Here is a 24,855-nt window from a genome sequence, read left to right as displayed (position 1 = left end):
CCTGCCGAATAACTGGCTTGCCGAGACCCCACAGGCGCTTGAGCCGAGGAGGCTTGGCAGACAGTTGGCGGAAAGGGAGCGGATTTCTGAAATCACCTGGAGCTTTTTCTTAAAAAAACTGCAGTGATAATTGGATTATAAACGTTTCCTCCTTTTTTTTATGCTTATTAAAACCAAAAGAAGCGGCAAGTATAAAACAAGGAAGCACACACTGTATGGATTGATCATTTTATTTAATACATATAAGGAATCGACATCGAAAAAAAATATATTGACAAGTAGTATGAATATGGACATTACCCATAAGGGATACTTTTGCTGGACATTGAATAAGCGTTTGACACCCCGGCTGGCAGCCCACAAAGGAATGACCATGTTGGGAATGATGACGATGGTCCACCAAGAAACAGTTATGTATTCGAACCGTTGAATAAAGGGCAATTCAATGACACTGGTCAATGAGAGTGTTGGCCATAGGGTAAGGACCAATTGTTTCTGTGAATAAAAGACTGTTGAAACAAAATAAAGTAATAGGAGCAATAACGTAGTAGTCAAGGCTCCTCCATGAGCATATTTTTGTGATGTTTCAGGATCTTTGATGAACGGATAATACATCAGGAGCATTTCAAAACCAAGCATTGATAATGAAGTACTTCTAGTTCCTTTCATTATTTCCATTAAAGTATGATCGAAAATGGGAAGAAAACCAATGAAATCAGCATATTTAAAACCATATAACGGTACAAATAAAAGCCAGTATGAAACGATTACAGTTAAAAAGGCAATACCCGTAATGGTTCGGAACCCCCCCGCATTTATATAATAAATCAGGAGCAGGAAAACCAAAGCAAACGCCCAAGAAGGTACCTCTTCAAACATCCAAACATGAATGACATTTATATAGCCGATAATGATCGTCATTCCAAGGACAAAGAAATAAATAATGAATAAAAGACTGAAGAAATTCCCTATCCATTTACCCAATGCATAATTATTAGCAGAAATGATATCACCAGGAACAAAGCTAAAAATCTTATATATAAGCCAAATTAATATATGAACAATCAGTCCGGCTAGTATTATGGAAATCCAGCCATCGGTCCCCGTCGCCTTAGCTAAATCTCTTTGAAAATTTAACACACCTAATCCAGTTTGCATGGAATGCAGTAAAAAAAACACATAGAATGGCGATACCTTATACTTTTCATTCACACCAGCTTGGTTCATACAGGCCCCTCATTTATATCACTCGTATTTCCTATGTTAATAATCTGGCTCTAACAGGAGTGATTTATTCAAAGGGACTACAACTGAAGGGAAGGTTACATTTCTAATTACGTCGGTATACATTTCTACCATGTATTAGACCTAAAAAACTAATTAACTATAAATTACATAAAAATACGGTGTGAAATCGAGAATTTTCGAATTTACACCGTAAAGTCTTTTTTTAAGAATATCTTAATTAGATTTGAAACTTAGGAAACCATCGTCAACAGGAATTGTTTGACCATTAATTGCGCTAGCTCCTTCACTAAACAAGAACGTAACTACGCTGGCCACTTGCTTCGGCTGGATGAGCTTTCCCCGCATATGCTGTGCAGCTAAAGCATTTTTCACTTCTTCATTGTCACCAAGTATTGGCGTATCGATGAATCCTGGAGCCACACCTACAACTCGGATACCGTGTTCAGCTAACTCTAATGCCCCAGATTTAGACATCATGACCACAGCTGCTTTAGCTGCGTTATAATTAAAGCTTCCAACTGCTGCCATTGTTCCATAAATGGATGCTGTATTAACGATAGTTCCTTTTACATTTAATTCAACCATTTTTTTAGCTCCATAATACATCCCATAATATACACTGTGTTGGTCAACATCAATAACCCGATGATATGATTCTGGATCCATCTCCAAGAAAGGTTTTACCAGACCTATTCCAGCATTGTTAAAGATCCCGTTTAAGGTACCGAATCTTTCTACTGTCCAATCAATCAGAGCACTAACTTCATCACCTTTAGATACATCAACTTTATAGGAAGCTGCCATACCAGATGCTGCTTCTATCTCAGCAACCACTCCATTGGCAGAATTTTCATTATAGTCTGCGATTACTACGGATGCACCTTTTGTTGATAACTGTAATGCAGACTCCCTTCCGATTCCGCTCCCCCCACCTGTTACTATAATTACTTTCCCGTTTAATTCAGTCATCCTTTAAGCCCCTTTCAACTTAAGTACCATCTAATAACCTTCCACTTAAAGTTTTATCGGTTTATCTATTTTTAATACCATAGACTTCTTATTGAAGTGTCACGTTAGCTCATTGAAAAAAGCGACCCCATTAAAGAATCGCGCACGTTTGCTGAAGATTTATTGCTATTACATATTGAATTTCAGCACCCATTTATAACCATCTTGATTCCTATCAAATTCGGCTAACTTAGTTGATATTGTTTTAAGGGAAAGTACCGATGCTGCCCTAATAAAATCCACGGTTCCTGATTACAGGAAAGCACGAGCACTGTAAGGATGTTTAAAAAAACGGACCATAGCACAATAATATAGGCAACGTATGTCTGTCTTTATTTCACCAAAGGAGGAGTATCCATTTGAAGATCTTTTCAATATCATTCAAAGAACCTCCAGTTTATCATGAATTCCCTCCTCTCTATGAAGGTTTAGGGCTGCCTGAGTTATCTTCATTCATTCAGCAACGATTTGAATTCACATATACCTTGGGGAAAGTCGAAAGAACGGGGCTTGGCAGCATTCGTTTTTATAAACGGCAGGGGGATTTCGAGGTTCTTATACCTAATAAGTTACCAGGAGTGGGACCAATAAAGCTTCGGAATTTGAAGGGGTTGTTACTGGAGGAAGCCAAAACAGCTTTCATCGAAAATATTGAATCCGAACCAGAAAAGCGGAAGGTCTTCTACGGAGAATTTCGTCGCCCTCGGAAAGACGCTGAATAGGTGTACTTTTCCGACAACTGGCATCTGTTTGAGTAAAACCATTGTTGTCTTTTTGAATTAACTTTTTAAAAAATTCCCACAAAAAAAAAGTTGCTGCAGCAACCTCCTTATTTTAATGATCCGTTTTATTTTCATTATCTAAATCATCATCAAGAAAAGACTTTTTTTCTTCTTTAATTCCATACTTTTTTTCAAGATGTTGACCGATAATTGAATGGTTAATTCCTTTTCTTACTGCTGTTTCAATAACTATATAGAGAATGAATAACCCAACAGTAAAATAAACAATAAATATGATAGCCTCCACTAAAAATCCCCCAAACAACAATCCGTCATTTCCTTTATTTTAACTACTTGTTGGAGTTCCCCTTTGCTGCATAAGAAAAGGAGCTGCTGATCTCAGCCCCTTGAAATAAAATAATAGCTCCCAGTCAACCTCCTGTATAAACACTTGCACATGTTCCAGGTTTTGGTTCATAGTAACAATGATTTTTAAATTGACCAGCAAAAGGTTGATCGTACCATGTTGGCGGGCATGGGGCATATGGATTAAAATACCAAAGGGCATATTTCCCTGGGTGTTCTCTCCAATAATCCAAATTCTGTTTTGCTAATCTTTTTTCAGCAGATCTTGCTCTTTGATAAAATACATTACCTTTTTGAACAGCTTCAAAAGAATAATTTCCTCCTTGTATCTGAAAAATGACTTGTGGAATTGTTCTTAGATCTATAAAGTCTATACAATTTGCTTTAAGACGATTAACAATAACATTTCCAACATATAACATCCCTTGTTTCCCTTCACCTTCGGCTTCTGCTCTCATCATCCTTGCCATTAAGTCGACGTCTGAGCTCCGGTAACTTACTCTTGCCATTTTTTCACCCCAAAAATATCGTATGAAAAAAAGACTGCATTAATGTCATTGCTCATAAATTAAGATTGCTTAATTTTTAAAGCTTATCTTTTAAGTTAGATAAGTACTTAAAGACAGCTACTTTTTGAGTAATCACAGAAAAATTGTTCCGGCAGAGTAAATCAATAATCAAATAATTAACCGAAATGACTTGTCATGTTTAGCAAAAAAAATTTTGAAAAGGAGCCGAATCCTGAGAAAAATCGCAACGAATTTAAGAGACTCATTAAACGGTAAAATAAACGCTCTCATCACGGTTAAATACAACAAACTGCTTTTGATATTGATGATTTGAAGAATGAAGCCTGATAAAAAAGAAGACTGCACATCTCTGGATTCGTTCTTTGAACCTTTGGTCATACTAATCTGCCAAGTAAAGAAGATATGCGGCACCGGCTTCACGATAGGAATCCAAATGAACCCCCTCCCTAATAGTTACTCCCAACAAAGCAGAGGTTTTGACGTTCTGCTTTTGTTGGGAGTTTTTTCATATACATAAAATTTTTCAATTGACTTTTTTAAAAAAATAAAATAAAATACAAAGTACTCAATTTAAACTACTCAAATTAGAGTACTTTAAATTGAGTAAAGTACTGAAATTAAATTAAAAGGATGGATTCAACATATGAAATTTACTGCATTCTTAAAAACAAGAGGTGCAACTGCGGCAATCTTTATGGGGATTTTCTATGCAGTTGCCATGTTAGGCATCTTCTTGCCCGGTTATACAGCCATTCCAGGAAATGTCGATAAATTACCGATCGCCATCATCAATGATGATGCTGGTAAAAATGGAGCAATGATTGCCGAACAGTTACAAGAAAATTTACCCTTTAAAGAAATCGAGACAGATATAACAAATAAACAAGCCTTAAAAGAATTAGAACAAAATGATTTAGCATTAGTCGTACACATCCCAAAAACCTTCTCTGCCAATATCCAAAAAGGTGAAGCGTCATCAAGCATCGACTTTACAATAAATGAGGCAGGAGCAACAGTCGTTTCTTCTACCATGAATGCTATCGTAACTGAAATTAACAACCAGTTTAGCACTCAATTCTCGCAGCAAACAGCTCAGGGCGTATTGATGAACTTTAATGTACCAGAAAAACAAGCCGCTGAATTAGCGGAAAAGATTGAGAAATCGTATGTAGGAAATGTCGTTACAATCAACGAAATACCAGATGGCATGAATCATAATATGCTGCCCATGTTCTTAACAATGGCCGGTTATGTTGGGGCGATGATCGGAGCGATGCAAATAGTAGGTGCATTTAGAGCCAGCCGCGGAAAAGCTAGTAAAACACGCTTATTCATTTATGTGCAGTTGACTGCGTTATTGATTGCAGTTATTTCATCAGTCATTGCTGTAGGTGTAGCGTATTTAATTGATAAGCCAAGCGGTGACCTATTCTTCGGTATAGTAGGTCAACAAATACTAAACTATATGGTATGTTTTAATTTCACCGCGATTTTAATCTTCTTATTTGGTGAAGGCGGCATGATTCTAAACTTACCGATTTTATTAATGCAAACAATAGCAAATGGTGCCACTATCACACGTGATATGATGCATTTACCTTATGAATGGATGAGCCACATTTCACCGATGTATTACTCGGTGCAAGCGTACTTTGCAAACCTATTTGGCAGCATCAGTCCAAGTCCGTATATTTGGTCAATGGCTGCGGTTGGTGCCGTTGCGATGTTAATTAATATGGCTATTGTCGCGTTTCTTCAAAAACCGATGCCTGGACAGCTTTCTGAAACAGAAGTTGAAAAGAATCCGGCTGAAATCACAGCTTAGGTTTTGCTACAATAAGGAGATAATACTTCTTAAAGGAGCGTAGAAAATGTCTATTCAAATTTTTATACTGAGCAAGCTGATGGAGGATATGAACTATCCTTATAAATTAAAAAAGCAGCTTTCAGAGCCCATTCCACTGGATCGCCTAGGAGGGTTAACGGAAAGCAAACTGTACTACCATTTTGAATCATTGGTAAAACAAGGTTTAGTCGAGCCAGTTGAAGTGATAAAAGAAGAACATCGGCCTGATAAACAAGTATTTGCGATTACGGCTAAGGGTCGTGAGGAACTACCCAAAAAAATATATAAATTATTTGAAAATGCGGATGAAATGAAGGACATGATTGTAGGTTTAGCCAACATCAAGTATGTAGATCGGGATAAAGTAGTAGATATATTAGAAAAAAAAGTAAAGTCCATCAAGGCTTTTTGGGAGCAGCTTGGGAATTTCGAGCCAGAACCTAAAGGCAACGAGAATATTCGTGAATTTTTGGATGGCTATTTTTCGACCAGAACAGATCACACAATATATTGGTTTGAAGAGTTAATTAAAAGGATTAAGACAAAGGAATTGTGAGTTTACTTTTTGGCAAGCGTTCCAAACTTTAGATCAAAAGAAATATGGAAGTAATTGCCAAATACTCAGAAATTAGCACAATCGCATAACCAGAAATAAAAGCTATGTGAAATCTTATATTCACATAGCTTTTCTGTAGACAATTTCGTGTTGATTTCAGAAATTCGCTCCCTTTCCACCGACTGCCTGCCAAATTTCCTCGACGCAATCTGTGGGGTCTCGGCTAGCCAGTTGTTCGGCAGGAGTGTCGCCAATTTCTTCAATACAATGAGGTTTCTTCCCTATAAAAAGTAGGCTTTGTTAAATAGATTTGTTGTTTTTCAGGTATAAAATATGGGAACGTCCGATATGGACGTTCCCGTTCTTATACCCTTAAAGCCCCCCTATAATGGAATAACTGTAAAGCTAATGAAGCTTTTTTAAAAGCTGCGTTTCGCTGCCCAAGCACCTTGCATTTTACTAAGGAATACAATTTGCCCAATATGATATGCGTCGTGCATTGCTAAACTCTTCAGTTCAAGCACTAATGAATTATCTCCTGGAACCTGTCTATACAAATCTTCATGTTCTGATTTTGCCAGTATTTTTCCAAGTTCACGATGAACATAAAAGTATTCTCGTTTTGTTTCCTTCCAATTTTCTAACGTCTCAGTTGGTAATCGAAATGTAGAGTCATTATTTTCTGCCTGTGGTTCATTCGCTGTTTCACCAAGAAATCGCATCAGATATCTCTTTTCAAAGAAAAGTAAATGACAAACTAATTCCCAAATGGAATTCATTGTCCCATCAGCTGGTTTCCAAATTGCCTGTTCAAAAGTGATGTCCTCTAGCACTTTTTCAAGTGGTGGAAACCAGTCTTCTTCATCTAAGCAGCTTGCCCATTGCTGTAACAAAAGGGTCTTTACATCCATTTTCTATTCCCTCCAATTTAATCCCTTTAATAGTTAATCCTTTTGGTAAAAAATCATTTGCGGCGGTTATAGATAGCTATTATACTGGCCCTTTAACGGAACAATGAATGTTCCGTTATTTTGAAAATTCCGATAACTAATTTTATCATAAGTTGTGTTAACTGAAAAAGAAACTTTACGATAACCATTTTGGTTAGCGTAAAGTCATCTTTTATATGTTTGATGGTCCAGGAGAATTGGAAGAGAATTCGATTATTAGGTACGAAACTCCTGCGGGAGAGGCGTGTCCAAGGGAGACCCCAGGAGGCTCCCTGACCGCCCGCGGAAAGCGAGTGCCCTGCGTTCCTATCCACGATAAATATTGTACACACCCTTAAAAACTGTAGACAAACTCAAAATTAGATTATGAAATGTATGAACGTATCATCCACTCAGTCCATACCAAAAATTTTCCCATATATTCTGAATTCTAGGTTCCATATTCTCTTTGCCATAATAAGAAAATTCCATGAATATCCCATCAATCAAACAGAGATAAGACATGATTAAGTTCTCGATTTTTCCTTGGCGTATTTCTTTTTTGGCAATTCCTTCGACAAAGATATCATGTAAGATAGCGGAAAATAATTCTTCGGATTTAAGGAATTTTTCATTCAAGATGTGCTTCAAATGCTCCGGCGGAAAGATCATTGCCCGCTTTAAAAATGTTGCTTTATCTTCATGGTTTTTATAATAATTACAAGTATCAAGAAGGATGTGCTTTAACTTTTCTTCGCAAGAGAGTGTATTTATTTCTTCGACAAATTGTTCGACCTGGTGTATATGCTCTTCCAGGATTTCTTCAAACAGACACAAGAAAAGGTCATCCTTACTCTTGAAATGGTTATAAATTGAAGGTTTTTGTATACCTACCCTCTTGGCAATTTCCGATAAAGCGGTTCCCTCATATCCGTACTTAGTAAAAAGTGTTAAGGAAATGTTTTTAATTTCATTTTTTGTCATAATGAGCCCCCAAACTATCTAACGTTAGTTAATATCATTATAAACACATTTCCTTTTTTAAACTAAATATTTGCTACCTCTGTTCCTCTGAATGATAAGAGAATTAGAATATGCCGGATAAAGAAGTTTCTTCGCTTTTATACACGACTTTCCCATCATTTATTGTAAGTTCCACTTTAGTTTTGAGCACTTCACTTTCTGGAATATCGAAAAGATTTCTGTCTAAAACCACAAGATCGGCAAGTTTCCCCGCTTCTATCGTGCCTAGCTCATGCTCCCTGAAACTTCCATAGGCTGAGCCATATGTATATGCTCGCAATGCCTCTGCCAAAGTGAGCTTTTGTTCAGGATGCCATGTGTTTTGCGGATCCCCGCTACTATCCACTCTTGTAATGGCCGTATATATTTGCCGCATTGGATTTAATGAGATGGAAACCGGAAAATCCGTTCCTAAAGCTAAAGATGCACCTGAATGTAAAAGCGACTTCGTCAGGAAAACATTTTTTTCCCGTTCAGGACCTATAATTGAAGAATATACCTCTCTTGATGAAGCCGCCATGTGATCAGGCTGCATGGAGGCAATGACCCCCAGTTTTGAAAAACGTTCAATGTCTTCCTTATCGATTACTTCAATATGCTCGATTGTATGCCTTGAGTCCCTTTTTCCATTCTTGCGTACAGCTTCTTCAAAAGCGTCTAAAGCTAAACGGATTGCCCCATCTCCAATAGCGTGAAACCTGATTCTAAATCCAAGTTCATCCGCTTTAACAACTCGATCAATCAATACTTCTGGATTTAGAGCTGCATCACCGCAAATATCCAATTGATCGGAGTAAGGTTTCAGGAAGTAAGCGGTATGACCCGTGACTGTTCCATCGACAAATTGCTTTAATCCTGAGAATTGCAGTTTCTTTGATTCATATTTATTTCTCATTATTTGAGCTTTGTCCAAATTGCCATCCAATTCAGGAGTGATATGAAATCTAGTCGTTAATTTTCCTTGCTTATCCAATTTCTCGAAAAGATCATAGTCTTGAAGGAAGTCATCTATTGGCGCAAACAAATCGTTTACAGAAGTAATACCATATTGTGATAACAATCGTAAAAACTCTTTTAATATCGTTTCTTTTTTATTTTGTGTTAATCGTAGTGCCTCTTTTAATACGATTTGCTGGGCTTCCTCATATAAAATGCCGGTAAGTAAACCATTCTTATCTCTTTCATAGCGACCAAAATCAGGATCACTTATATCCTCAGTAACTCCTGCTAAATCCATGGCCTTACTGTTCACCCATGTATAATGACCTTCAGCATGAAAAAGAACGACAGGTCGATCTGGAATGAGAGCGTCAAGAATTTTATAATGGGGCTCTTGTTTATCATGCCAATAACCTGCGTCCCATTGCATGCCGATAATCCATTCTTCCTCAGAACATTCTTTAGAAAATGCAAGTACTTTTGCAGCCACTTCTTGAGCTGATCTGGCTTCAAATAAATTAATACTATTTAAACTTAGTGCACTAAACATAATGTGGAGATGAAAATCATGAAATCCAGGCATGATCAATTGATTGCCATAGTTAAATACTTTTGTCCCACTTCCTATAAAAGGTTCAATCTCTACTTTTGATCCTACACTCATAATTTTGTCACCTAAGATCGCAATTGCACCAGACATTGGCTCATGTGTAAGCCCTGTGAAAATAGCATCACTGGAAAGAATGATATCCGCTTTTTTAATAGCCATGGAGTTTACCTCTTTTCATTCAAAATAATTAAACAGTAACTGATCATTGAACTAGTTTTACATCAAACTCTTCTTTTTGCTCTGTAAAATTCAGTTCAGGAGGACGTTCCTTAAACATTTTTGTTAAGTACAATAAGTAAATGAACCCTACTGCCATCCAAATGATTCCTAATACCAAAGAATGGATATCCAACTTTGTCATAAACAATATGGTTATGCCGGTGCCTATTAAGGGAAGAAGGAAATATAAAATGATACCTTTAGGAGATCTCTGCTTCTGTCTCACAAAATAATGGATAAGCACAGAAAGATTAACGAATGTAAAAGCAAACAGTGCTCCAAAATTAATGAAAGAAGTAGCCGTCGCGATATCCAAAAATACGGCGCTCATTGCAACACAGGCAATGATCAAGATATTGAATATGGGCGTTTGAAATTTTGGAGAAACATATCCGAAAACCCTCTTAGGCAGAACATTATCTCTCCCCATTGCATATAAAATCCTGGCGCCGCTTCCTCCTGAAGCTATCGCAGAAGCAGTAGCAGATGTCACTACCACAGAAATAAACAAACTATTCAGTAAATTCCCTCCGGTATAAATCATGATATCCACTATAGCTGTATCAGGGTTCTTAAAAGCAGTAAAATTCGGGAAAATAGATTGTGCAAAATAGGTAGATGCAACAAATAATAACCCTCCAATTATCGTCGTAGCATAAATGGCCTTAGGAAGTGTTTTTTTTGGATTTTTGGTTTCTTCTGCAAGTGTAGTAACCGCATCAAACCCAAGAAAACTAAAACATAATAGAGGTACAATCGAAAGCAGATTATTAATATTCACGTCAGCACTAAAAAAAGGATCCTTAGAAAACAGCTCTCCGGTACCCTTTCCAGCTAAAAGTCCATTAATGCAAAGCAGGCTGAAGATCATGATAAAAAGAAATTGAAATATCACCAAAAAGGTATTCACATTTGCAGCAACCTTGATCCCAAAAATATTAATGGTTGTCACAGCAATAATAAAAGAAATGATAACTGCAATGATAGGAATACCAGGGAAGTAAGCATTCACCATAATCCCAAAAAGTAAAGCGCTGATCATAGGACTGAAAAGATAATCCAATAAAATGACCCATCCTACCAGAAAACCAAGGTGTGAGTTAATTCCTTTTTGCACAAAGGTATAAGCTGAACCGGTAGTGGGATATACCTGAACCATTTTTGCGTAACTGTATGAAGTGAATAGCATGACGATTAAGGCAATTATGTATGCCGTCGGAACCATTCCATGGGTACGATCAATGGCGATGCCATATGTGCTAAAGACTGTCACAGGCGCCATAAAGGAAAGTCCAAATACAATTACATATCTTGTATTCAGTGAACGCTTAAGCTCGGGTAATCCTTTCATCGCAAAGAACTGCCTCCTTTATTAAATAGTTGAAGTGAATTATCAATTATCTTCTTTCTCGCTTAATGCTGCGAGGCTGGCAAATTCATGTACAAGTGTTGCTGCTAAAAGTGAAGTGATTTGACTTGGATCATATGAAGGCAGCACTTCAACCACGTCATACCCTATAAAGTTAAATTCAGTTAGGGAACGTATCATTTTTAGTGTTTCAAAGCTGCTAAAACCACCTGCTTCAGGCGTACCTGTTCCCGGAGCAAAAGAAGGATCGACGAAATCTATATCAAATGTCAAGAAACAAGGTGTGTTGCCAATCTTTTTTCTGATTTCTTTCAAAACATCTTCAAATCCACGATTGGATAGTTCACCAGTTGTAATCAAACGATAGCCTAAATCAAGACTTGCCTGTAAATCTCCAGAGTGGTTTAGCGTACCTCGGATTCCTACTTGAAATACTTTATCTGCCTGCAGCAAACCTTCTTCGTGTGCACGTATAAATGGAGATCCATGCCAATATTTTTCCTCATAATATGTATCCCAAGTATCTGTATGGGAATCAAAATGAATCATGGCTACTGGACCATATACCTTTGCCGCAGCTCGTAAACTAGCTAAAGTGACAGAATGATCTCCCCCTAATCCAATCGGTATGACTCCTTTGGACATCAATTCAAACATGGAATCCTTCATTAGATCATAACTTCGATGAATATTGTGGGGAATAACAGGGATATCCCCTATATCAATGGCATTCAATTGTTCAAAAGGATATACCTTATGAATAGGATGATAAGGAAACAGGGTCATGGATGCTTGGCGAATGGCTTGAGGAGCAAACCTGGCTCCCACCCTAAAAGAAGCTGCTGTATCAAAAGGCATACCCACAATTGCCAGCTTGGCATCATGCTTTCGAGAAGGTAAACGCATAAAGGTTCCTGTTGTACAAAACTCTGGCTTTACATCTGGTGTAAGTGGATATTTCATAAGTATCATCTCCTGGTTTTAAATGAAAATCATTCCATGCAAATTTTACAAACACGTTGTGTAATCGCTTACAACCCATGGTTCATTAGCTTACTTTTTATTTATAACACCCACTTTCGGAATTATATTAACTAACGGTAGTTAGTATAAAACCAAATATAAACATAGTTGTAAAAAAAGTCAAACTATTTTTTATTGTCTTTCAAATCCCCTTTTAATCTCCATTAAAGTTAAGCCACCGATTCTTGTTACACTGACCTGTCCCTTAAGCTCCATAAGAAAAAGAGCTGCAAAAGCAGCTCCCAGACTGTAGACAAACTCGATGAAAGCGAGTGCCCTACGTTCCAATCGAAGACAATTATTATATAACCCCTCACATACTTAATAAGAATGAGCAAGTAACCAGTTTGTAGACAAAAGGAGTTTCAACTAAATTTTAAAACAAAGTTGATGGGAACGGAAGGTACGAGACTCCTGCGGGAAAAGCGTGTCGAGGGGAGACCCCGCAGGCGCATAGGCGCCGAGGAGGCTCCCGGACCGCCCGCGGAAAGCGAGTGCCCTACGTTCCAATCGGCGGTCGAGGTTTATAAACCCTTATAAAAATTGAGACAAAGTAAAAAATTGTGCCTTTTAATGGAAAAACACCTGAGCTTAGAATTTCACACTAGTTTCTTAACAGAAAGACCCGACCTTAGTTACGTCAATCATTTTTCTTAACTTTGGCGATTATTAGTAATAACAATGGAAGCAGAAACCCGAATGTCATTGCATAAAACGGCCAGATTTCTGAAATGAATTTACTATAATGGACGATATTCGGTGTCATAATCGTTGTAAAGGCAATCAAAAGGATACCAAACGGAAAAACCAGAGGACGATAATCTTGCAATTTTAACGTTTGTGCCAGACCTAAAACGGTCACATAAAAAAACAAACTAAATCTAATAAAAATTGTGATGAACCATATTATGGCTAGTAGTGCTTCCACCCGCATCAAGAAATCAGCGATATTTATTTTCTTAGCCAACATATAGATTGGATAATTTTGTCTTGCTGTTGACTCTGGACCCAGTACAAGAAGTGCTAACATGGTTATAATGATCAAAACACTTCCAGCCAACAATTGACCGACAAAAAGGCTTTTTCTTATTCTGTCTTTTTCACTTATGAACGGGAGGATCATTAGAATCGCAACAGGTTCAATAAACGGAAAAACGATAAATGGTATAGATCCCCGTATAACCTGTTTCAATCCCCCTTCCCATACCGGTTGCAGGTTTTGAAATTTAATCTCAGGAAGTAGTAGAATTATCAATGTTGATACAAGTAATACAACAAAAGGGAAAAACATTTCCGCGCTTCGGGCCAAAGGTTCCAAACCAAGACGTGCGGCCATGAGGACGACACTCATAAAAAGAATCATGATCACTTGATTTGGTGTATCAGGCATAATATGATTTATCATAAAATCCCCAATTTCACTCAGGTAAGTCGCTGTGGTTATAAAAAAGTAGCTTATAAATAAAAGAGAAATGGCTATTCCCAGCCACTTACCCAGAATTTTTTGGCTGTATTCCACTAATGTTAAATCAGGATAGCATTTCCTTAAAGCGTCGTATATAAAAACAACCAATAACGGTGCAATCGCCACGCTTAAAATACCCGAAATCCAACCATCTTGTTTAGCTTCAGAAGCGACAATGGATGGAATGACTAATATAGAATCTCCAAGCGTATATAAAATCACTAATATCATCAGTTGACGGCTTCCGATTTTACCCTTCTCGAGCATTTTCATAAATTCCTTTCACGACAAAACGGTAAGTTATATACAAACGGCAGAAATTCTGATTCCATCATAACCATTATTGACAGAAGAAGAATATACAAACCCTGTTGATTACAAGTTATTTTTTGCCACTGCAAGCTGCAGGCAGTTTGAAATTTTATAAATCATGACTCCCGTTGATAGGATACGTTAGAGCTTCGATTCACTTTTTAATAATGCCGGCATATTCCGCAAAATAGCTGCCCCTATAGCTCCATAAAAAAGGAGGTGCATAAGCAGCCCAGACTGTAGACAAACACTTTGAAAATTAAGGTTTCCTCATTTTAATTTGGGTTTATAAAACCTCGAATGCCGCTTTCCACTACAGGCACCTGCACCTGAAAACACAACGAATAGGAACAAAAAGCTAAGAATTTTTTTATTTTCAGCACCCTCATTTCCTTTAAATTTCATCTATTCAAAATGAATTTCATTAGTATGAGCAGCTCTTAGATGTTCAAAATAAGGTAAGGGCGGACCACTGATCATCAAGGTAAAAAATAAAAAACAAAAAATATATTGAAATATCAATTTAATTTAGTTATAATACGATACGGTCTTAGTATTACTGTGTATATAATTTTTAGAAAATTTAATAATTTTCTAAAATAGCAAATTTTGGTTTTTCGGAGGGTTTATTTTGTCTAATAAGGTACCATCTTCATTTATAGTTGTGATTGGGTTCATGTTATTTGCCCTTTTCTTTGGAGCAGGGAATTTAATATTCCCGCCAATGCTTGGACAATCAGCAGGTATGAATATCTGGTCAGCTAATGCAGGGTTTTTGGTCACAGGAGTAGGACTACCGTTACTTGGTGTGCTGGCACTCGGTTTTTCGGGAAAAGATGACTTACAATCATTAGCGAGCCGTGTCCATCCAGTCTTTGGTATTGTATTCACAACCGTTCTTTATTTAGCCATTGGTCCATTATTCGCAATGCCTAGAACAGGAAATGTTTCTTTTGAGATCGGAGTAAAACCTTTTTTGCCTGAAGATTCAGGTCCATTGCCTTTACTTATTTTCACCATCATCTTTTTTACAGTTTCGTGCCTTCTTTCGCTCAATCCTGCGAAAATTGTCGAAATTGTGGGGAAAGTTTTAACACCCATCAAGTTGACTTTCATTGGTATCCTGGTGGTAGTCGCTTTCGTTAATCCAATCGGAGATTTTCAAGCACCAGCTGAGCACTATATAGTTCAACCATTTTTCAATGGGTTCAGAGAAGGATATTTAACGATGGATACTCTTGCATCTTTTGTTTTTGGCATCATCATCATTAATGCCATCAAAGAAAAAGGGGCTAAAACAAAAAAACAAATAATGATCGTTTGTGGAAAAGCGACTGCCATTGCGGCCGTTATCCTTGCTACCATTTATACAGCTCTCTCTTATATGGGTGCTTCAAGCGTTGGGGAACTTGGTCGCTTGGAAAATGGAGGCATTGTCTTGGCAAAAGTCTCGGATTATTACTTTGGAGCATATGGTGGGCTATTATTAGGATTAATGATTACAGTGGCTTGCATAACGACAAGTGTAGGACTCATTACATCTTGCTCGACGTACTTTCATAAGTTATTTCCAAACCTGCCTTACAAAACGATTGCCATAAGTTTATCCATATTCAGTGCAATCATTGCCAATATTGGACTAACCGAGTTGATTGCCATTTCAGTACCTGTTATGACAGCCATTTATCCATTAGCGATTGTTTTGATTTTCTTAACATTTCTTCATTCTTTATTTAAAGGAAGACCTGAAGTTTATCAAGGCAGCTTACTTTTAACATTCATCGTCAGTTTATTTGATGGACTAAGTGGAGCAGGTGTACACATTTCATTCATCAATGATTTATTCACTGCAATACTTCCTATGTATGAGGCAGGACTAGGATGGGTCATCCCTGCCATTGTTGGAGGATTCATTGGGTATGCCAGCAGCGTCTTAAAGTCGAAATTCAATCACCAAATAGATTAATGATCTAAATCAGTCCAAAACAAATTGACTGTAGACAAAAACTCGAGGAAAAGCGAGTTTGTCTACAGTTTTTTTTCTTTGACAAACGTTTCAAAAATCCTCTTTCTATCCGCCGGCCGTCTGCCAAGCAGTTATTCGGCAGATTTGTCGACAAACGGATATGGATAGCAGGCCACTAAAAATCACATTTCTTTCACTTCTTATTCATTCCGTAATTTCCTCAGCAACTGAAAAATCTGTCCTCGATGATGTGATTCATGTTCAATCAAATGGTAAACGACCCATTCAGGCGTGACGTCATATTGTTTAAGTACCCTCGGTTTACGCCAATCCTTTAGGTCCATTGTGCGAAAGTTTGAAAGAAATACTTCACGCACCTTATTGAGGCGGTAGAAATGTTCTTCTAATGTTTGTCCTTCAATATGGTTTAGGGAGCCATCTTCAGCACGGCATCCCAATGGAAACAACGCGCGTATTTCCGAATCCCATTTCGAAACAAGGACCTCCTCGTATAACCAATCTGCCTCTATCAGAGCTATGTGATAGAGCATCGAGCCGATCGTTTGCCTTTCATCGATTTTCGAATCAAGTATATTTTGGCTGATTCCAGTTAATTTCGTTATAAGCGTACGGCGAACATCCTCTAAACACCATAGCGACCGCCCAATTTCTTCTTCATATCCCGGTAATGCAGATACTAGTAATGTTCTTCTCTCCACTAAGATCAATCCTCCTCTACATCAACGTACATTCTATTTAAAAGTGTTGTTTCCTTCTTTTTAAGTGGAAAATTACCTTTTAGTGCAGGACAAAAAGAGCAATCTTTAAGATTGCTCTTTCGCTTGTTCAAGATTTTTTCTTTTTATGTTATTCGATATCTTCGAAATTAACTACCCAAAAAAAGATTGGCTCTCATCTCGTCTGATATACGCCTGCTTTTTAGATAATCCTGTTCCCGTTCTTGTTCAACCATCATGCGCTGCTCCAGTTTTTGAGCATATAGTGCATAGCCGATTCCATGAGCCTGAAACATCGCTTTTTCCATTGCCGACGTGTACGTTAATTCGAGAAAATTAATGAAGAATCAATCCTTCCCATAGTGAATTTCGTACTCATCTTATCATTGAATGTGATAACTCACAAAGTTGCTACGGCTCCATATTCACTGATAATTCAGAATTTTAAACGACTGTTTCCATCTCCGTGTCCATAAACGCCAAATCCCTCCATCTTCCTCTAATTTCCTTTTTCCATTCACTAAAAGATAACCTTATTTTTGGGCAGGTTGAGGGTTAGACAAATTAAAAATCCCATTAACAAATCTGTTGTTAATGGGACTGAATGTTTATTTATATGAACCGAAAATTTCCTTTGCCAATCTACGCCCAGTAGGAGTCGCGGCCAGGCCTCCCTCTGCCGTTTCACGAAGTGCAACCGGCATGGTCAAACCTATTTTATACATGGCATCGATAACTTCATCACATGGTATGCGGCTCGTAATACCTGCAAGTGCCATATCAGCTGCCGTTATCGCGTTGGATGCACCCATTGCGTTACGTTTCACGCAAGGGACTTCAACCAATCCAGCCACTGGGTCACAGACCAATCCAAGCATATTTTTCAATGTGATCGCCATCGCTTCTGCCGCTTGGCTTGGTGTACCTCCGGCCAGTTCCACTATCGCAGCTGCGGCCATTCCACTAGCCGAGCCCACTTCTGCTTGGCAGCCACCAGCCGCACCGGAAATGGAAGCATTGTTTGCCACCACGAACCCAAAAGCAGCTGAAGTGAAAAGAAATTCAATCATCTCTGCCCGGGTCGGGTTTAATTTTTCTTTCACGGCAAATAATGTGCCGGGAACGACGCCAGCAGAACCAGCAGTCGGAGTGGCACAAATCATTCCCATTGCAGCATTCACTTCGTTCGTTGCAACAGCTTTACTGACGGCATCCAATAATAAATTACCTGCCAGTGCCTTGCCCGACTTGATATAGTTTTGCAAAAGAACGGCATCTCCGCCCGTAAGGCCTGTAACGGATTGCACACCTTTCAGACCTCTTTCCACCGCTTGTTCCATCACTGTCAAATTCCTGTCCATCTTTTCAATGATCTGTTCTCTTGACAGGCCCGAGAACTCCATTTCTTGTAAAATCATGATTTCCGCGATTTTTACATTTTTACTTTCAGCAAGTTCAACCAACTCTGCTACATTTCGGAACATGTTTTTACCTCCATATCTATGCCAACACTTTTAATGATGATCACTCAACCATCCTTATGACTTGCGACACATTTTCCAATCGCTCAATTTCCTTCATGACATCGCTCTGGATTTTCTGGTCGACTTCAATAACCATGAGAGCCATTTGACCTTTTTCCTTCCGTGAAACTTCCATATGGCCAATGTTAATTTCATGATTCGCCAATACTGTCGAAACGGAAGATATGATTCCAAACACATCGTTATGCACAACTAAAATGGCTGGGTTTTCACCCGACAATTTAAGCTTGAAGGTATTCAACTCCGTTATTTCTATCGTTCCGCCGCCAATCGATATCCCAACAAGTTCCAATTCTTTATCTTCGTCAAAAAGCCTGATTTTGACTGTATTAGGATGATCCATCACGGTATCCTCGATTGAAAAGGAAACGTCCATACCGGCTTCTTCCGCTATCGTTAAAGAGGCAGGGATTCGTTCATCATCCGTATCGAAATCCAATATCCCGCCTACGACAGCAACATCCGTACCGTGTCCCCTATAAGTTTTTGCAAAAGAACCATATAAAGAAATAATGGCTTTCTTCGGTTGCTTTCCAAATAATGTCCTTGCTACCCTGCCAATTCTGGCAGCTCCTGCTGTATGTGAGCTTGAAGGTCCAATCATGACGGGACCGATTATATCAAATGCAGATCTGTATTTCATCGTGTAATGCCCCATTTCTGGCAATATATTTTTTAACCGTCTTTTAAGTGTGAGTGAAGATTAAAAAGCGGCATATTTACTATATTAAAATATTTTTTTCATTCCTGCAATGAAAACCCTTTCATTGCATATCCCATATTAACATATATTACATAACATACCTACCAAAAAATATTTATTATTTAACTTAAAATCAATATTTGATTTTTCAGTATTTTAAGATAACTAGTCATCAGTGATTAACTTTTTGAGAATCATGAAAATGGCAGCCTTTTGGCCATTTCAGTTTAGACAAAATGGGGGGCGGAAAACGTGACTTCTATTAAACGTTGTTCCCAAACCAACACATTCAACTCCATAGGTATGGTTCTCTTTACATTTTACACAGAGTTGATTGAAGCGGAAGGCACGAGACTCCTGCGGGGAAAGCGAGTCTCGGGAGAACCCCGCAGGCACAAGCCAGGAGGCTCGCGGACCGCCCGCGGAAAGCGAGTGCCTGGAGCGGAAATCAATGTCCAAATTGTACAAACAATAAAAGGGGTTCGGGAAACTTATCTTTCAGCAAATGATGTTCCCGAACAACTGAGCCAAAGCAGCCCTTCAACTCCTCAGGCATGGTTTCCATCTAACTGTTGTAACTAAGTTGATTGAAGCGGAAGGCACGAGACTCCTGCGGGAAAAGCGAGTCTCGGGAGACCCCGCAGGCACAAGCCGAGGAGGCTCGCGGACCGCCCGCGGAAAGCGAGTGCCTGGAGCGGAAATCAATGTCCAAATTATACAAACAATAAAAAATAAAAAAGTTTTAATGAGGTACTTGAACCTAACACTATGTGAGGTTGTATAGTAATGTTGCCGGCAAAAATACACTAATTCTTACGAAATGAGGGGTTGATCCTGAATAATAATACGTGGAAAGTTGGAGAATTAGCTAAGCAAACAGGACTTACGGTACGGATGCTCCACCATTATGACAAAATTGGTTTATTTTCTCCTTCGCAGTCTTCTGATAAGGGACATAGGTAAAACCTAACTGCTTAAGCGACATAATTTGTTGAAGCTTAGCAATATCTGTTTCCACTCGATTCGACCGTTCACGGTTTTTATTCGACCTACCACCCACTCGATTCGACCGTTCACGCTTTTTATTCAACCTACCACCCACTCGATTCGACCGTTCACGCTTTTTATTCGACCTACCACCCACTCAATTCGACCGTTCACGCTTTTTATTCGACCTACCACCCACTCGTTTCGACCTAAACCGCACTTTATTCGACCGTTAACCATTTTATCGCGGTCCACGCATTAAATGCCAAGCGGCGCGCCCCATTTATCAGGGTCTCCGCAAGCCAGTTAAACTTCCTCTTGCTATCATGGTTGCACTTTCAGCAAACTAAAAAAGCAGCCCTCAGGCTGCTTTTCCCTTCTATCTCCGATTTAACTTGCCTTTTTCTCATCGTTGGATTTAGCGGCACCCCAAATTTCGGATGCCCATTCAGGATGGTCGATGAATGGATTGCGGTTATTTTGCCAGTCATGAATGACATCATTGCGATGGCTCTCGAAATCGTCGACTGGATCGAGATCATTCCATTTCAAAAGTGTCGATAGCTTTCCATGAAGCGGCTTCGGATACGTATTGACTGTATCTGATAATTCAAGATCCAACTCGCCGCCTCCTTCATATCGGACGGCCATGTAAAATAGCATCCGTGCTATATCGCCTTTAACATGGTCTGGCGGCTCCCATGAATCTGAATCAAACTTACATTCACATCCACTATATGTTTGACCGCCCTCGTCGAAATCTAGGTGGCCCCGTTTACCATTCACTGTTACATCAGCGGGACGGAGGTGATGAAGGTCTGTCCCGGGACCTTTGCTTGTCCCAAAATCACCGTGGGACTTTGCCCAAACATGTTCACGGTTCCATTGTCCGGTATTGCCCCCATTCGCGTTCTCCGAGATTGATTTTCCAGAGTAAAGCAAGATGACATTCTGTTTGTTCACCGGGTCTTCATCCGTTTCCTTAAGGGCATTCCATACTTGATCATAAGATAACATCGTATGCCCCTTGATTATCGAGTGCAAAACAGATTTCAATTCATTTCCCGTTTTTCCTGCCGCGGTTTCGTAATAAGCTTCAAGCGGCTTATCATCCGATACGGTCAACGAGAAACGGGCAACCGCTTCCGATTGCTGGTCCTCGGCCTTTATGGCGACAAGGTATGTTTCAGCATCATTTGCAGCAATGGTTAACGTCTGGCCGGCGACTGTACCAATAGTGGATGAAAAGGTCAGTTCATCTCCATCTGGATCTGAGAAGTGCTCACTCAAATCGATGGTGACTTTGGAACCGGCTTTCACTTCAAGATTTTCCAAGTTTTTCGTTACGACTGGCGCATGATTTTCTTTAGGGTCGAAAGGGGAAGCGATCGCTTCCCCTTTCGAATCGACAAACTTGATATTCGATGTGTCGACACCTTCTGTTACCGACCATTTCTGAACATTTTCAGCGCCCCTGATTTCTTTTACATTGGCGTTATCGATGATGACTTCCTTCACCGCCAAGCCTCCAAAATCAATGATTGCGCCTTCCTTATCCGGTTTTATCGTCACAGCAGCATTCTTCAGCCCAAGGCCTTTGAGTACAGCATATGAACCTTTTAACCAGATACCTTCTTCAATGTTGGATGTTTCATCAAGGTCTATCAAAACACTAGGTGAAGCAATCGTGAGTCTTTTTGTTTTAACGTTTGTTAGTTTATACGTTTTTTCTGGCGCAGGAGGTTCAACTCCGCCTCTTCCAGATAAAGAGGTTGAGATCAGTACAGGGTCATGATCGCTAGCCCTTCCATGAGCTTCCATGAAGGATGAGTTAATATGGACAATATCGACTTTTGTCGCCTCGGCCATATTATTCGATACAAGGATATGGTCCAGTACTTGTGAATTGCCTTGATATGTGTAAGAGTAACGTTTTTCAAAAGGGACTTTCTCGATCATATTGGTTAGGTCTTTGCCCTTTAATGTTTTAAGCGGAGCCGAAAATTCAAAATCATTAAAGTCTCCAAGCAGGACGATATTCGCTTTGGCATCCTGTGACTTGATATCACTGACAAACCGATTGACGATAGAGGCAATTTGAAGCCTTTGCGATTCACTTGAAAGGACGGGAGGCTGGTTTTTGCCGAATAACGGCTGGTCACCGCCCTTGGAATTAAAGTGATTGGCTACCACCACTACGCTTTCACCTTTAAATTCGAATTGAGCGGCTAAAGGCTTCCTGCTTGAAGTGAAGGCGGGATCGGCAGGTTCGATTCGTCCAGGGTTCAAGGTAAGTTTTCCATCTTTGAAGCCCACGGACTGCGTTGCCGTTCCTTTCGTACCTTCAGTCAATTTGACACGGTCGACATTATATAAAAAGCCTACCCGGATATTCCCGCCGGGTGCCCCGCCATCAAGTTTATCTTCCGGTGCGATATCGATGTATTGATATTGCGGTCCGCCCAGCTCTTTTATTTTGTCGGTTAACTTCTTGGCACTTTGAGCAGAATCCGTTGTCCCGCTATCTGTTGCCCCATCATTATCTTGCATTTCCGTTACGCCGATGATATCGGGTTGTTTTAGATTGGTAATGATCGATGTTGCGATCGTTTCAACTTTCGAATTAGCAGTTTGAGTCGAGAAATTCTCAATATTATAGGAAGCGATCGATAGCTTATCAGCATCCTTCTCCAAGGATGTCACTTCCCGAGCCGTACCGCCATCTTTTAATGCCGGCAGCTGAGTTTTATCCGTCAGTACCCTATAGTTGCTATATCCATAGCTGATGACACCCGTAACCGAGCCTTCAAAGAAATCACCGGTTTTTGCTGTAAATGATTCATCATTTATATCCAAGGTAATTCTTTCAGGATTGAAATCCGTTTCCGTTATTTTGACGCCTCCAACTGCAGTCGTCGTTTCCATATTCCCCGGAATCACGACCAATTCACCATAGTCTTGAGGAGCAACCACTTTAGGGTTATATACTTCTACAAGCATTCCTTCCAAACTCTCGTAGAAATCAATGCCGTCTTCACTTGGGTTAAAGTCTGTCAATCTATCATCATCGATGTTCTCAGACGGTGGAATGACATCCTTTCCAATGATGATCGGTTCTGGCCTTGCTGCAGTGCCAAGCTTTTCAATCGTCGTATTGGTCAATTCAGTTGTTGGCAGATCCGTCGTTTTCATTTCAGCGTATCCTTCGATATACCATTCGGCAACTTTCCCTGCCACTTTGACATGATCTCCCGCTTTCAGGCCATGTTCTTTGTTGTACACAAGTATTCCCTCGGATGTCGTTAAGTCCTTATCCGGGTTGGGATCTTGCATGTAAAAATTATTCGCATCCTTTACATAAGTGACGACACCTTCCACACCTGAGACGAGTTGAGTTTCATATGATGAAAAATGATTCATCCCCTGAATGTCACGAATCTTCACTTCATTGGTTTTGGTAACAGTATAGGCAAATGTGAAAACTTCCGATGTCTTGTCGTTGACAGCGATTGCCTTGATGACAGTATTCTTCGTTAAAATGATCGGATCCGTGTACAAAGCACTTGAAGATGTCGGTGTGGATCCATCCAGCGTATAATGGATTTTTGCTCCTTCCCAACCAGAATCAAGTGATACTTTTGTATTTTCACTAACCGTGCCAGGGAAAATATCCGTGTATACGGCTGGTTTGTTCACGAGTTCATAATCTTCAAGACCACGCGGCTTCAACTGATACGTGTCATTAAACTTCGATCCGATCCCGGTTACGGAAATGACATCCCCTGCTTTAAAGTTCCTCACGAAATCCTCATAACTCGAACCGGTCCGGTTATCATGGCGGACGATAACAGATTTCCCTTCAGTATCTTCCGCCTTGAATTCGAATGTTCCGTATGTTCCCGATGCTGCCAATTCTGTAATGGTCGCTTTTTCAATGGTGACCAGCTCACCTTGTGTTTCCTCATTGACGCCAGATGCATCAACTTTTTGGATTTCAGGAACTTCATTCCCGGAAGAAACCACTTCAAGGGAGGTTGGTTGGATTTGCATTTCCTTATTATAAGCGGATACTTTTCCAATTAAAGTAACCTTATCCCCTTGCTTTACATCCGCAGGCCACGAAGAACCATAAACATATAGCCCAGCCGTTTCATCCTGGATATAAAAGCCTTTTCCTCCCCAATAACCAAGCCCAGTGGTGACCACTCCATCGACCTGCACGACATCTTCGGTATTCGTGCGTGCCTCGGCAATCGAGTCCAGAACCTTCACATCAGGCTGTTCAGGAGTTGTTCCTCCATCAGTGATGATCGTGTAATCCGTTGCGGATTTCAGGCCAGGTACTGAAAAGTACTTTTCCAGCTTCCCCGTAATCGTCACCTGCGCTTTAAGTAAATCCGGATGTTCTACCAAATTCAAAGCCGTTCGGATATTTCCGGCCGGAAGCTGGACAGGCATGATTTTCTTAACATCCGTTTCATCCGGACTATCCGCAATACCTATGTTCGTACTTTCAGTAAAAGGCGATGTTTGCTGATAGCTTGTTCCGCTTTTAGCTGTACCGATGATATATCCCTTCACCGTCGCCGTTCCGCTGTTATTATTAATCGCTTCCATTACCGATATTGTTCCTTCCGCTTTTGCAGCGGCTGCATTTGGCAAAACCGTTGACAGCACGATCAGCATGGCAAAGAAAAGCTTGCTTATCCCGTTCTTCTTCAAGATCTCAACCCCTCCAACTTTTTTTCGCAGG

The 24,855-nt window shown here is 39.6% G+C and carries 19 protein-coding genes; 5 read left to right on the top strand and 14 right to left on the bottom strand.

What is annotated here, in order from left to right; translation table 11 throughout:
- Positions 1-135: 135 nt before the first annotated feature.
- The gene (locus MPH60_RS22990) at positions 136-1,227 is read right to left on the bottom strand and encodes a GerAB/ArcD/ProY family transporter (RefSeq protein ID WP_241591928.1); all 1,092 of its coding nucleotides are present in this window, start codon (positions 1,225-1,227) and stop codon (positions 136-138) included.
- A gap of 234 nt (positions 1,228-1,461) precedes the next feature.
- Positions 1,462-2,217 (bottom strand): SDR family NAD(P)-dependent oxidoreductase, encoded by a 756-nt coding sequence (locus MPH60_RS22985; RefSeq protein ID WP_241591930.1) that lies wholly within the window; start codon positions 2,215-2,217, stop codon positions 1,462-1,464.
- 398 nt (positions 2,218-2,615) lie between these two features.
- Here MPH60_RS22985 and MPH60_RS22980 point away from each other — a divergent pair, with 398 nt between their 5' ends.
- A complete protein-coding gene (locus tag MPH60_RS22980) occupies positions 2,616-2,978 on the top strand; it encodes a hypothetical protein (protein WP_241591932.1) in 363 nt (120 codons plus the stop codon).
- Positions 2,979-3,090: 112 nt separating this feature from the next.
- On the opposite strand, the gene MPH60_RS22975 is transcribed toward MPH60_RS22980, so the two are convergent.
- Together MPH60_RS22975 and MPH60_RS22970 are read right to left on the bottom strand one after the other, a co-directional pair.
- Entirely contained in the window at positions 3,091-3,285 is a 195-nt protein-coding gene (locus MPH60_RS22975; RefSeq protein ID WP_241591935.1) for a hypothetical protein, read from the bottom strand.
- Positions 3,286-3,409: 124 nt separating this feature from the next.
- Positions 3,410-3,853: a cell wall hydrolase gene (locus tag MPH60_RS22970; RefSeq protein ID WP_241591937.1), complete on the bottom strand. Its 444-nt coding sequence runs from the start codon at positions 3,851-3,853 to the stop codon at positions 3,410-3,412.
- Between the two features lie 664 nt (positions 3,854-4,517).
- Here MPH60_RS22970 and MPH60_RS22965 point away from each other — a divergent pair.
- Positions 4,518-5,699, top strand: coding sequence for a YhgE/Pip domain-containing protein (locus MPH60_RS22965; RefSeq protein WP_241591939.1), 1,182 nt, complete (start codon positions 4,518-4,520; stop codon positions 5,697-5,699).
- A gap of 46 nt (positions 5,700-5,745) precedes the next feature.
- Positions 5,746-6,276: a PadR family transcriptional regulator gene (locus tag MPH60_RS22960; protein WP_241591941.1), complete on the top strand. Its 531-nt coding sequence runs from the start codon at positions 5,746-5,748 to the stop codon at positions 6,274-6,276.
- Positions 6,277-6,695: 419 nt separating this feature from the next.
- On the opposite strand, the gene MPH60_RS22955 is transcribed toward MPH60_RS22960, so the two are convergent.
- The 6 genes from MPH60_RS22955 to MPH60_RS22930 all read right to left on the bottom strand — a co-directional run bounded on the left by MPH60_RS22955 (position 6,696) and on the right by MPH60_RS22930 (position 14,120).
- Positions 6,696-7,187 carry a DinB family protein gene (locus tag MPH60_RS22955; RefSeq protein ID WP_241591943.1) on the bottom strand — a complete coding sequence of 164 codons (492 nt, stop codon included), beginning with the start codon at positions 7,185-7,187 and terminating at the stop codon, positions 6,696-6,698.
- A 423-nt stretch (positions 7,188-7,610) separates the two neighbouring features.
- The gene (locus MPH60_RS22950) at positions 7,611-8,189 is read right to left on the bottom strand and encodes a TetR/AcrR family transcriptional regulator (protein WP_241591945.1); all 579 of its coding nucleotides are present in this window, start codon (positions 8,187-8,189) and stop codon (positions 7,611-7,613) included.
- Positions 8,190-8,292: 103 nt separating this feature from the next.
- The gene (locus tag MPH60_RS22945) at positions 8,293-9,936 is read right to left on the bottom strand and encodes an amidohydrolase (protein WP_241591948.1); all 1,644 of its coding nucleotides are present in this window, start codon (positions 9,934-9,936) and stop codon (positions 8,293-8,295) included.
- Between the two features lie 43 nt (positions 9,937-9,979).
- Positions 9,980-11,347, bottom strand: coding sequence for an APC family permease (locus MPH60_RS22940; protein ID WP_241591950.1), 1,368 nt, complete (start codon positions 11,345-11,347; stop codon positions 9,980-9,982).
- Positions 11,348-11,389: 42 nt separating this feature from the next.
- Positions 11,390-12,328: an agmatinase gene (speB, locus tag MPH60_RS22935; RefSeq protein ID WP_241591952.1), complete on the bottom strand. Its 939-nt coding sequence runs from the start codon at positions 12,326-12,328 to the stop codon at positions 11,390-11,392.
- Positions 12,329-13,028: 700 nt separating this feature from the next.
- Complete coding sequence (locus MPH60_RS22930; protein WP_241591954.1) at positions 13,029-14,120, bottom strand: GerAB/ArcD/ProY family transporter; 1,092 nt, start codon at positions 14,118-14,120, stop codon at positions 13,029-13,031.
- Positions 14,121-14,796: 676 nt separating this feature from the next.
- Between MPH60_RS22930 and brnQ the strand changes: the two genes are divergently transcribed.
- Positions 14,797-16,131: a branched-chain amino acid transport system II carrier protein gene (gene brnQ / locus MPH60_RS22925; RefSeq protein ID WP_241591956.1), complete on the top strand. Its 1,335-nt coding sequence runs from the start codon at positions 14,797-14,799 to the stop codon at positions 16,129-16,131.
- 200 nt (positions 16,132-16,331) lie between these two features.
- Here brnQ and MPH60_RS22920 read toward each other — a convergent pair whose 3' ends face one another.
- From MPH60_RS22920 to sdaAB, 3 genes are all read right to left on the bottom strand, one after another.
- The gene (locus MPH60_RS22920; RefSeq protein WP_241591958.1) at positions 16,332-16,850 is read right to left on the bottom strand and encodes a DinB family protein; all 519 of its coding nucleotides are present in this window, start codon (positions 16,848-16,850) and stop codon (positions 16,332-16,334) included.
- 626 nt (positions 16,851-17,476) lie between these two features.
- A complete protein-coding gene (sdaAA, locus tag MPH60_RS22910) occupies positions 17,477-18,352 on the bottom strand; it encodes an L-serine ammonia-lyase, iron-sulfur-dependent, subunit alpha (protein ID WP_096340651.1) in 876 nt (291 codons plus the stop codon).
- Between the two features lie 40 nt (positions 18,353-18,392).
- Positions 18,393-19,055 carry an L-serine ammonia-lyase, iron-sulfur-dependent subunit beta gene (gene sdaAB / locus MPH60_RS22905; RefSeq protein ID WP_241591960.1) on the bottom strand — a complete coding sequence of 221 codons (663 nt, stop codon included), beginning with the start codon at positions 19,053-19,055 and terminating at the stop codon, positions 18,393-18,395.
- Between the two features lie 954 nt (positions 19,056-20,009).
- On the opposite strand from sdaAB, the gene MPH60_RS28015 reads away from it, so the two are divergent.
- Positions 20,010-20,078 (top strand): hypothetical protein, encoded by a 69-nt coding sequence (locus tag MPH60_RS28015; protein ID WP_241592112.1) that lies wholly within the window; start codon positions 20,010-20,012, stop codon positions 20,076-20,078.
- A gap of 414 nt (positions 20,079-20,492) precedes the next feature.
- Here MPH60_RS28015 and MPH60_RS22895 read toward each other — a convergent pair whose 3' ends face one another.
- Complete coding sequence (locus tag MPH60_RS22895) at positions 20,493-24,824, bottom strand: endonuclease (RefSeq protein ID WP_241591962.1); 4,332 nt, start codon at positions 24,822-24,824, stop codon at positions 20,493-20,495.
- Positions 24,825-24,855 lie beyond the last annotated feature (31 nt).

Origin of the sequence: Peribacillus sp. Aquil_B1, from assembly GCF_022603275.1 — a bacterium.
Lineage (GTDB): Bacteria > Bacillota > Bacilli > Bacillales > DSM-1321 > Peribacillus.
This window is presented reverse-complemented; position numbering and strand designations above follow the sequence as displayed.

Coding starts and splice junctions, on each gene's coding strand:
- MPH60_RS22990 (WP_241591928.1), bottom strand. CDS start 1,227: ATGAACCAAGCTGGTGTGAATGAAAAGTATAAGGTATCGCCATTCTAT.
- MPH60_RS22985 (WP_241591930.1), bottom strand. CDS start 2,217: ATGACTGAATTAAACGGGAAAGTAATTATAGTAACAGGTGGGGGGAGC.
- MPH60_RS22970 (WP_241591937.1), bottom strand. CDS start 3,853: ATGGCAAGAGTAAGTTACCGGAGCTCAGACGTCGACTTAATGGCAAGG.
- MPH60_RS22965 (WP_241591939.1), top strand. CDS start 4,518: ATGAAATTTACTGCATTCTTAAAAACAAGAGGTGCAACTGCGGCAATC.
- MPH60_RS22960 (WP_241591941.1), top strand. CDS start 5,746: ATGTCTATTCAAATTTTTATACTGAGCAAGCTGATGGAGGATATGAAC.
- MPH60_RS22955 (WP_241591943.1), bottom strand. CDS start 7,187: ATGGATGTAAAGACCCTTTTGTTACAGCAATGGGCAAGCTGCTTAGAT.
- MPH60_RS22950 (WP_241591945.1), bottom strand. CDS start 8,189: ATGACAAAAAATGAAATTAAAAACATTTCCTTAACACTTTTTACTAAG.
- MPH60_RS22945 (WP_241591948.1), bottom strand. CDS start 9,936: ATGGCTATTAAAAAAGCGGATATCATTCTTTCCAGTGATGCTATTTTC.
- MPH60_RS22940 (WP_241591950.1), bottom strand. CDS start 11,347: ATGAAAGGATTACCCGAGCTTAAGCGTTCACTGAATACAAGATATGTA.
- speB (WP_241591952.1), bottom strand. CDS start 12,328: ATGAAATATCCACTTACACCAGATGTAAAGCCAGAGTTTTGTACAACA.
- MPH60_RS22930 (WP_241591954.1), bottom strand. CDS start 14,120: ATGCTCGAGAAGGGTAAAATCGGAAGCCGTCAACTGATGATATTAGTG.
- sdaAA (WP_096340651.1), bottom strand. CDS start 18,352: ATGTTCCGAAATGTAGCAGAGTTGGTTGAACTTGCTGAAAGTAAAAAT.
- sdaAB (WP_241591960.1), bottom strand. CDS start 19,055: ATGAAATACAGATCTGCATTTGATATAATCGGTCCCGTCATGATTGGA.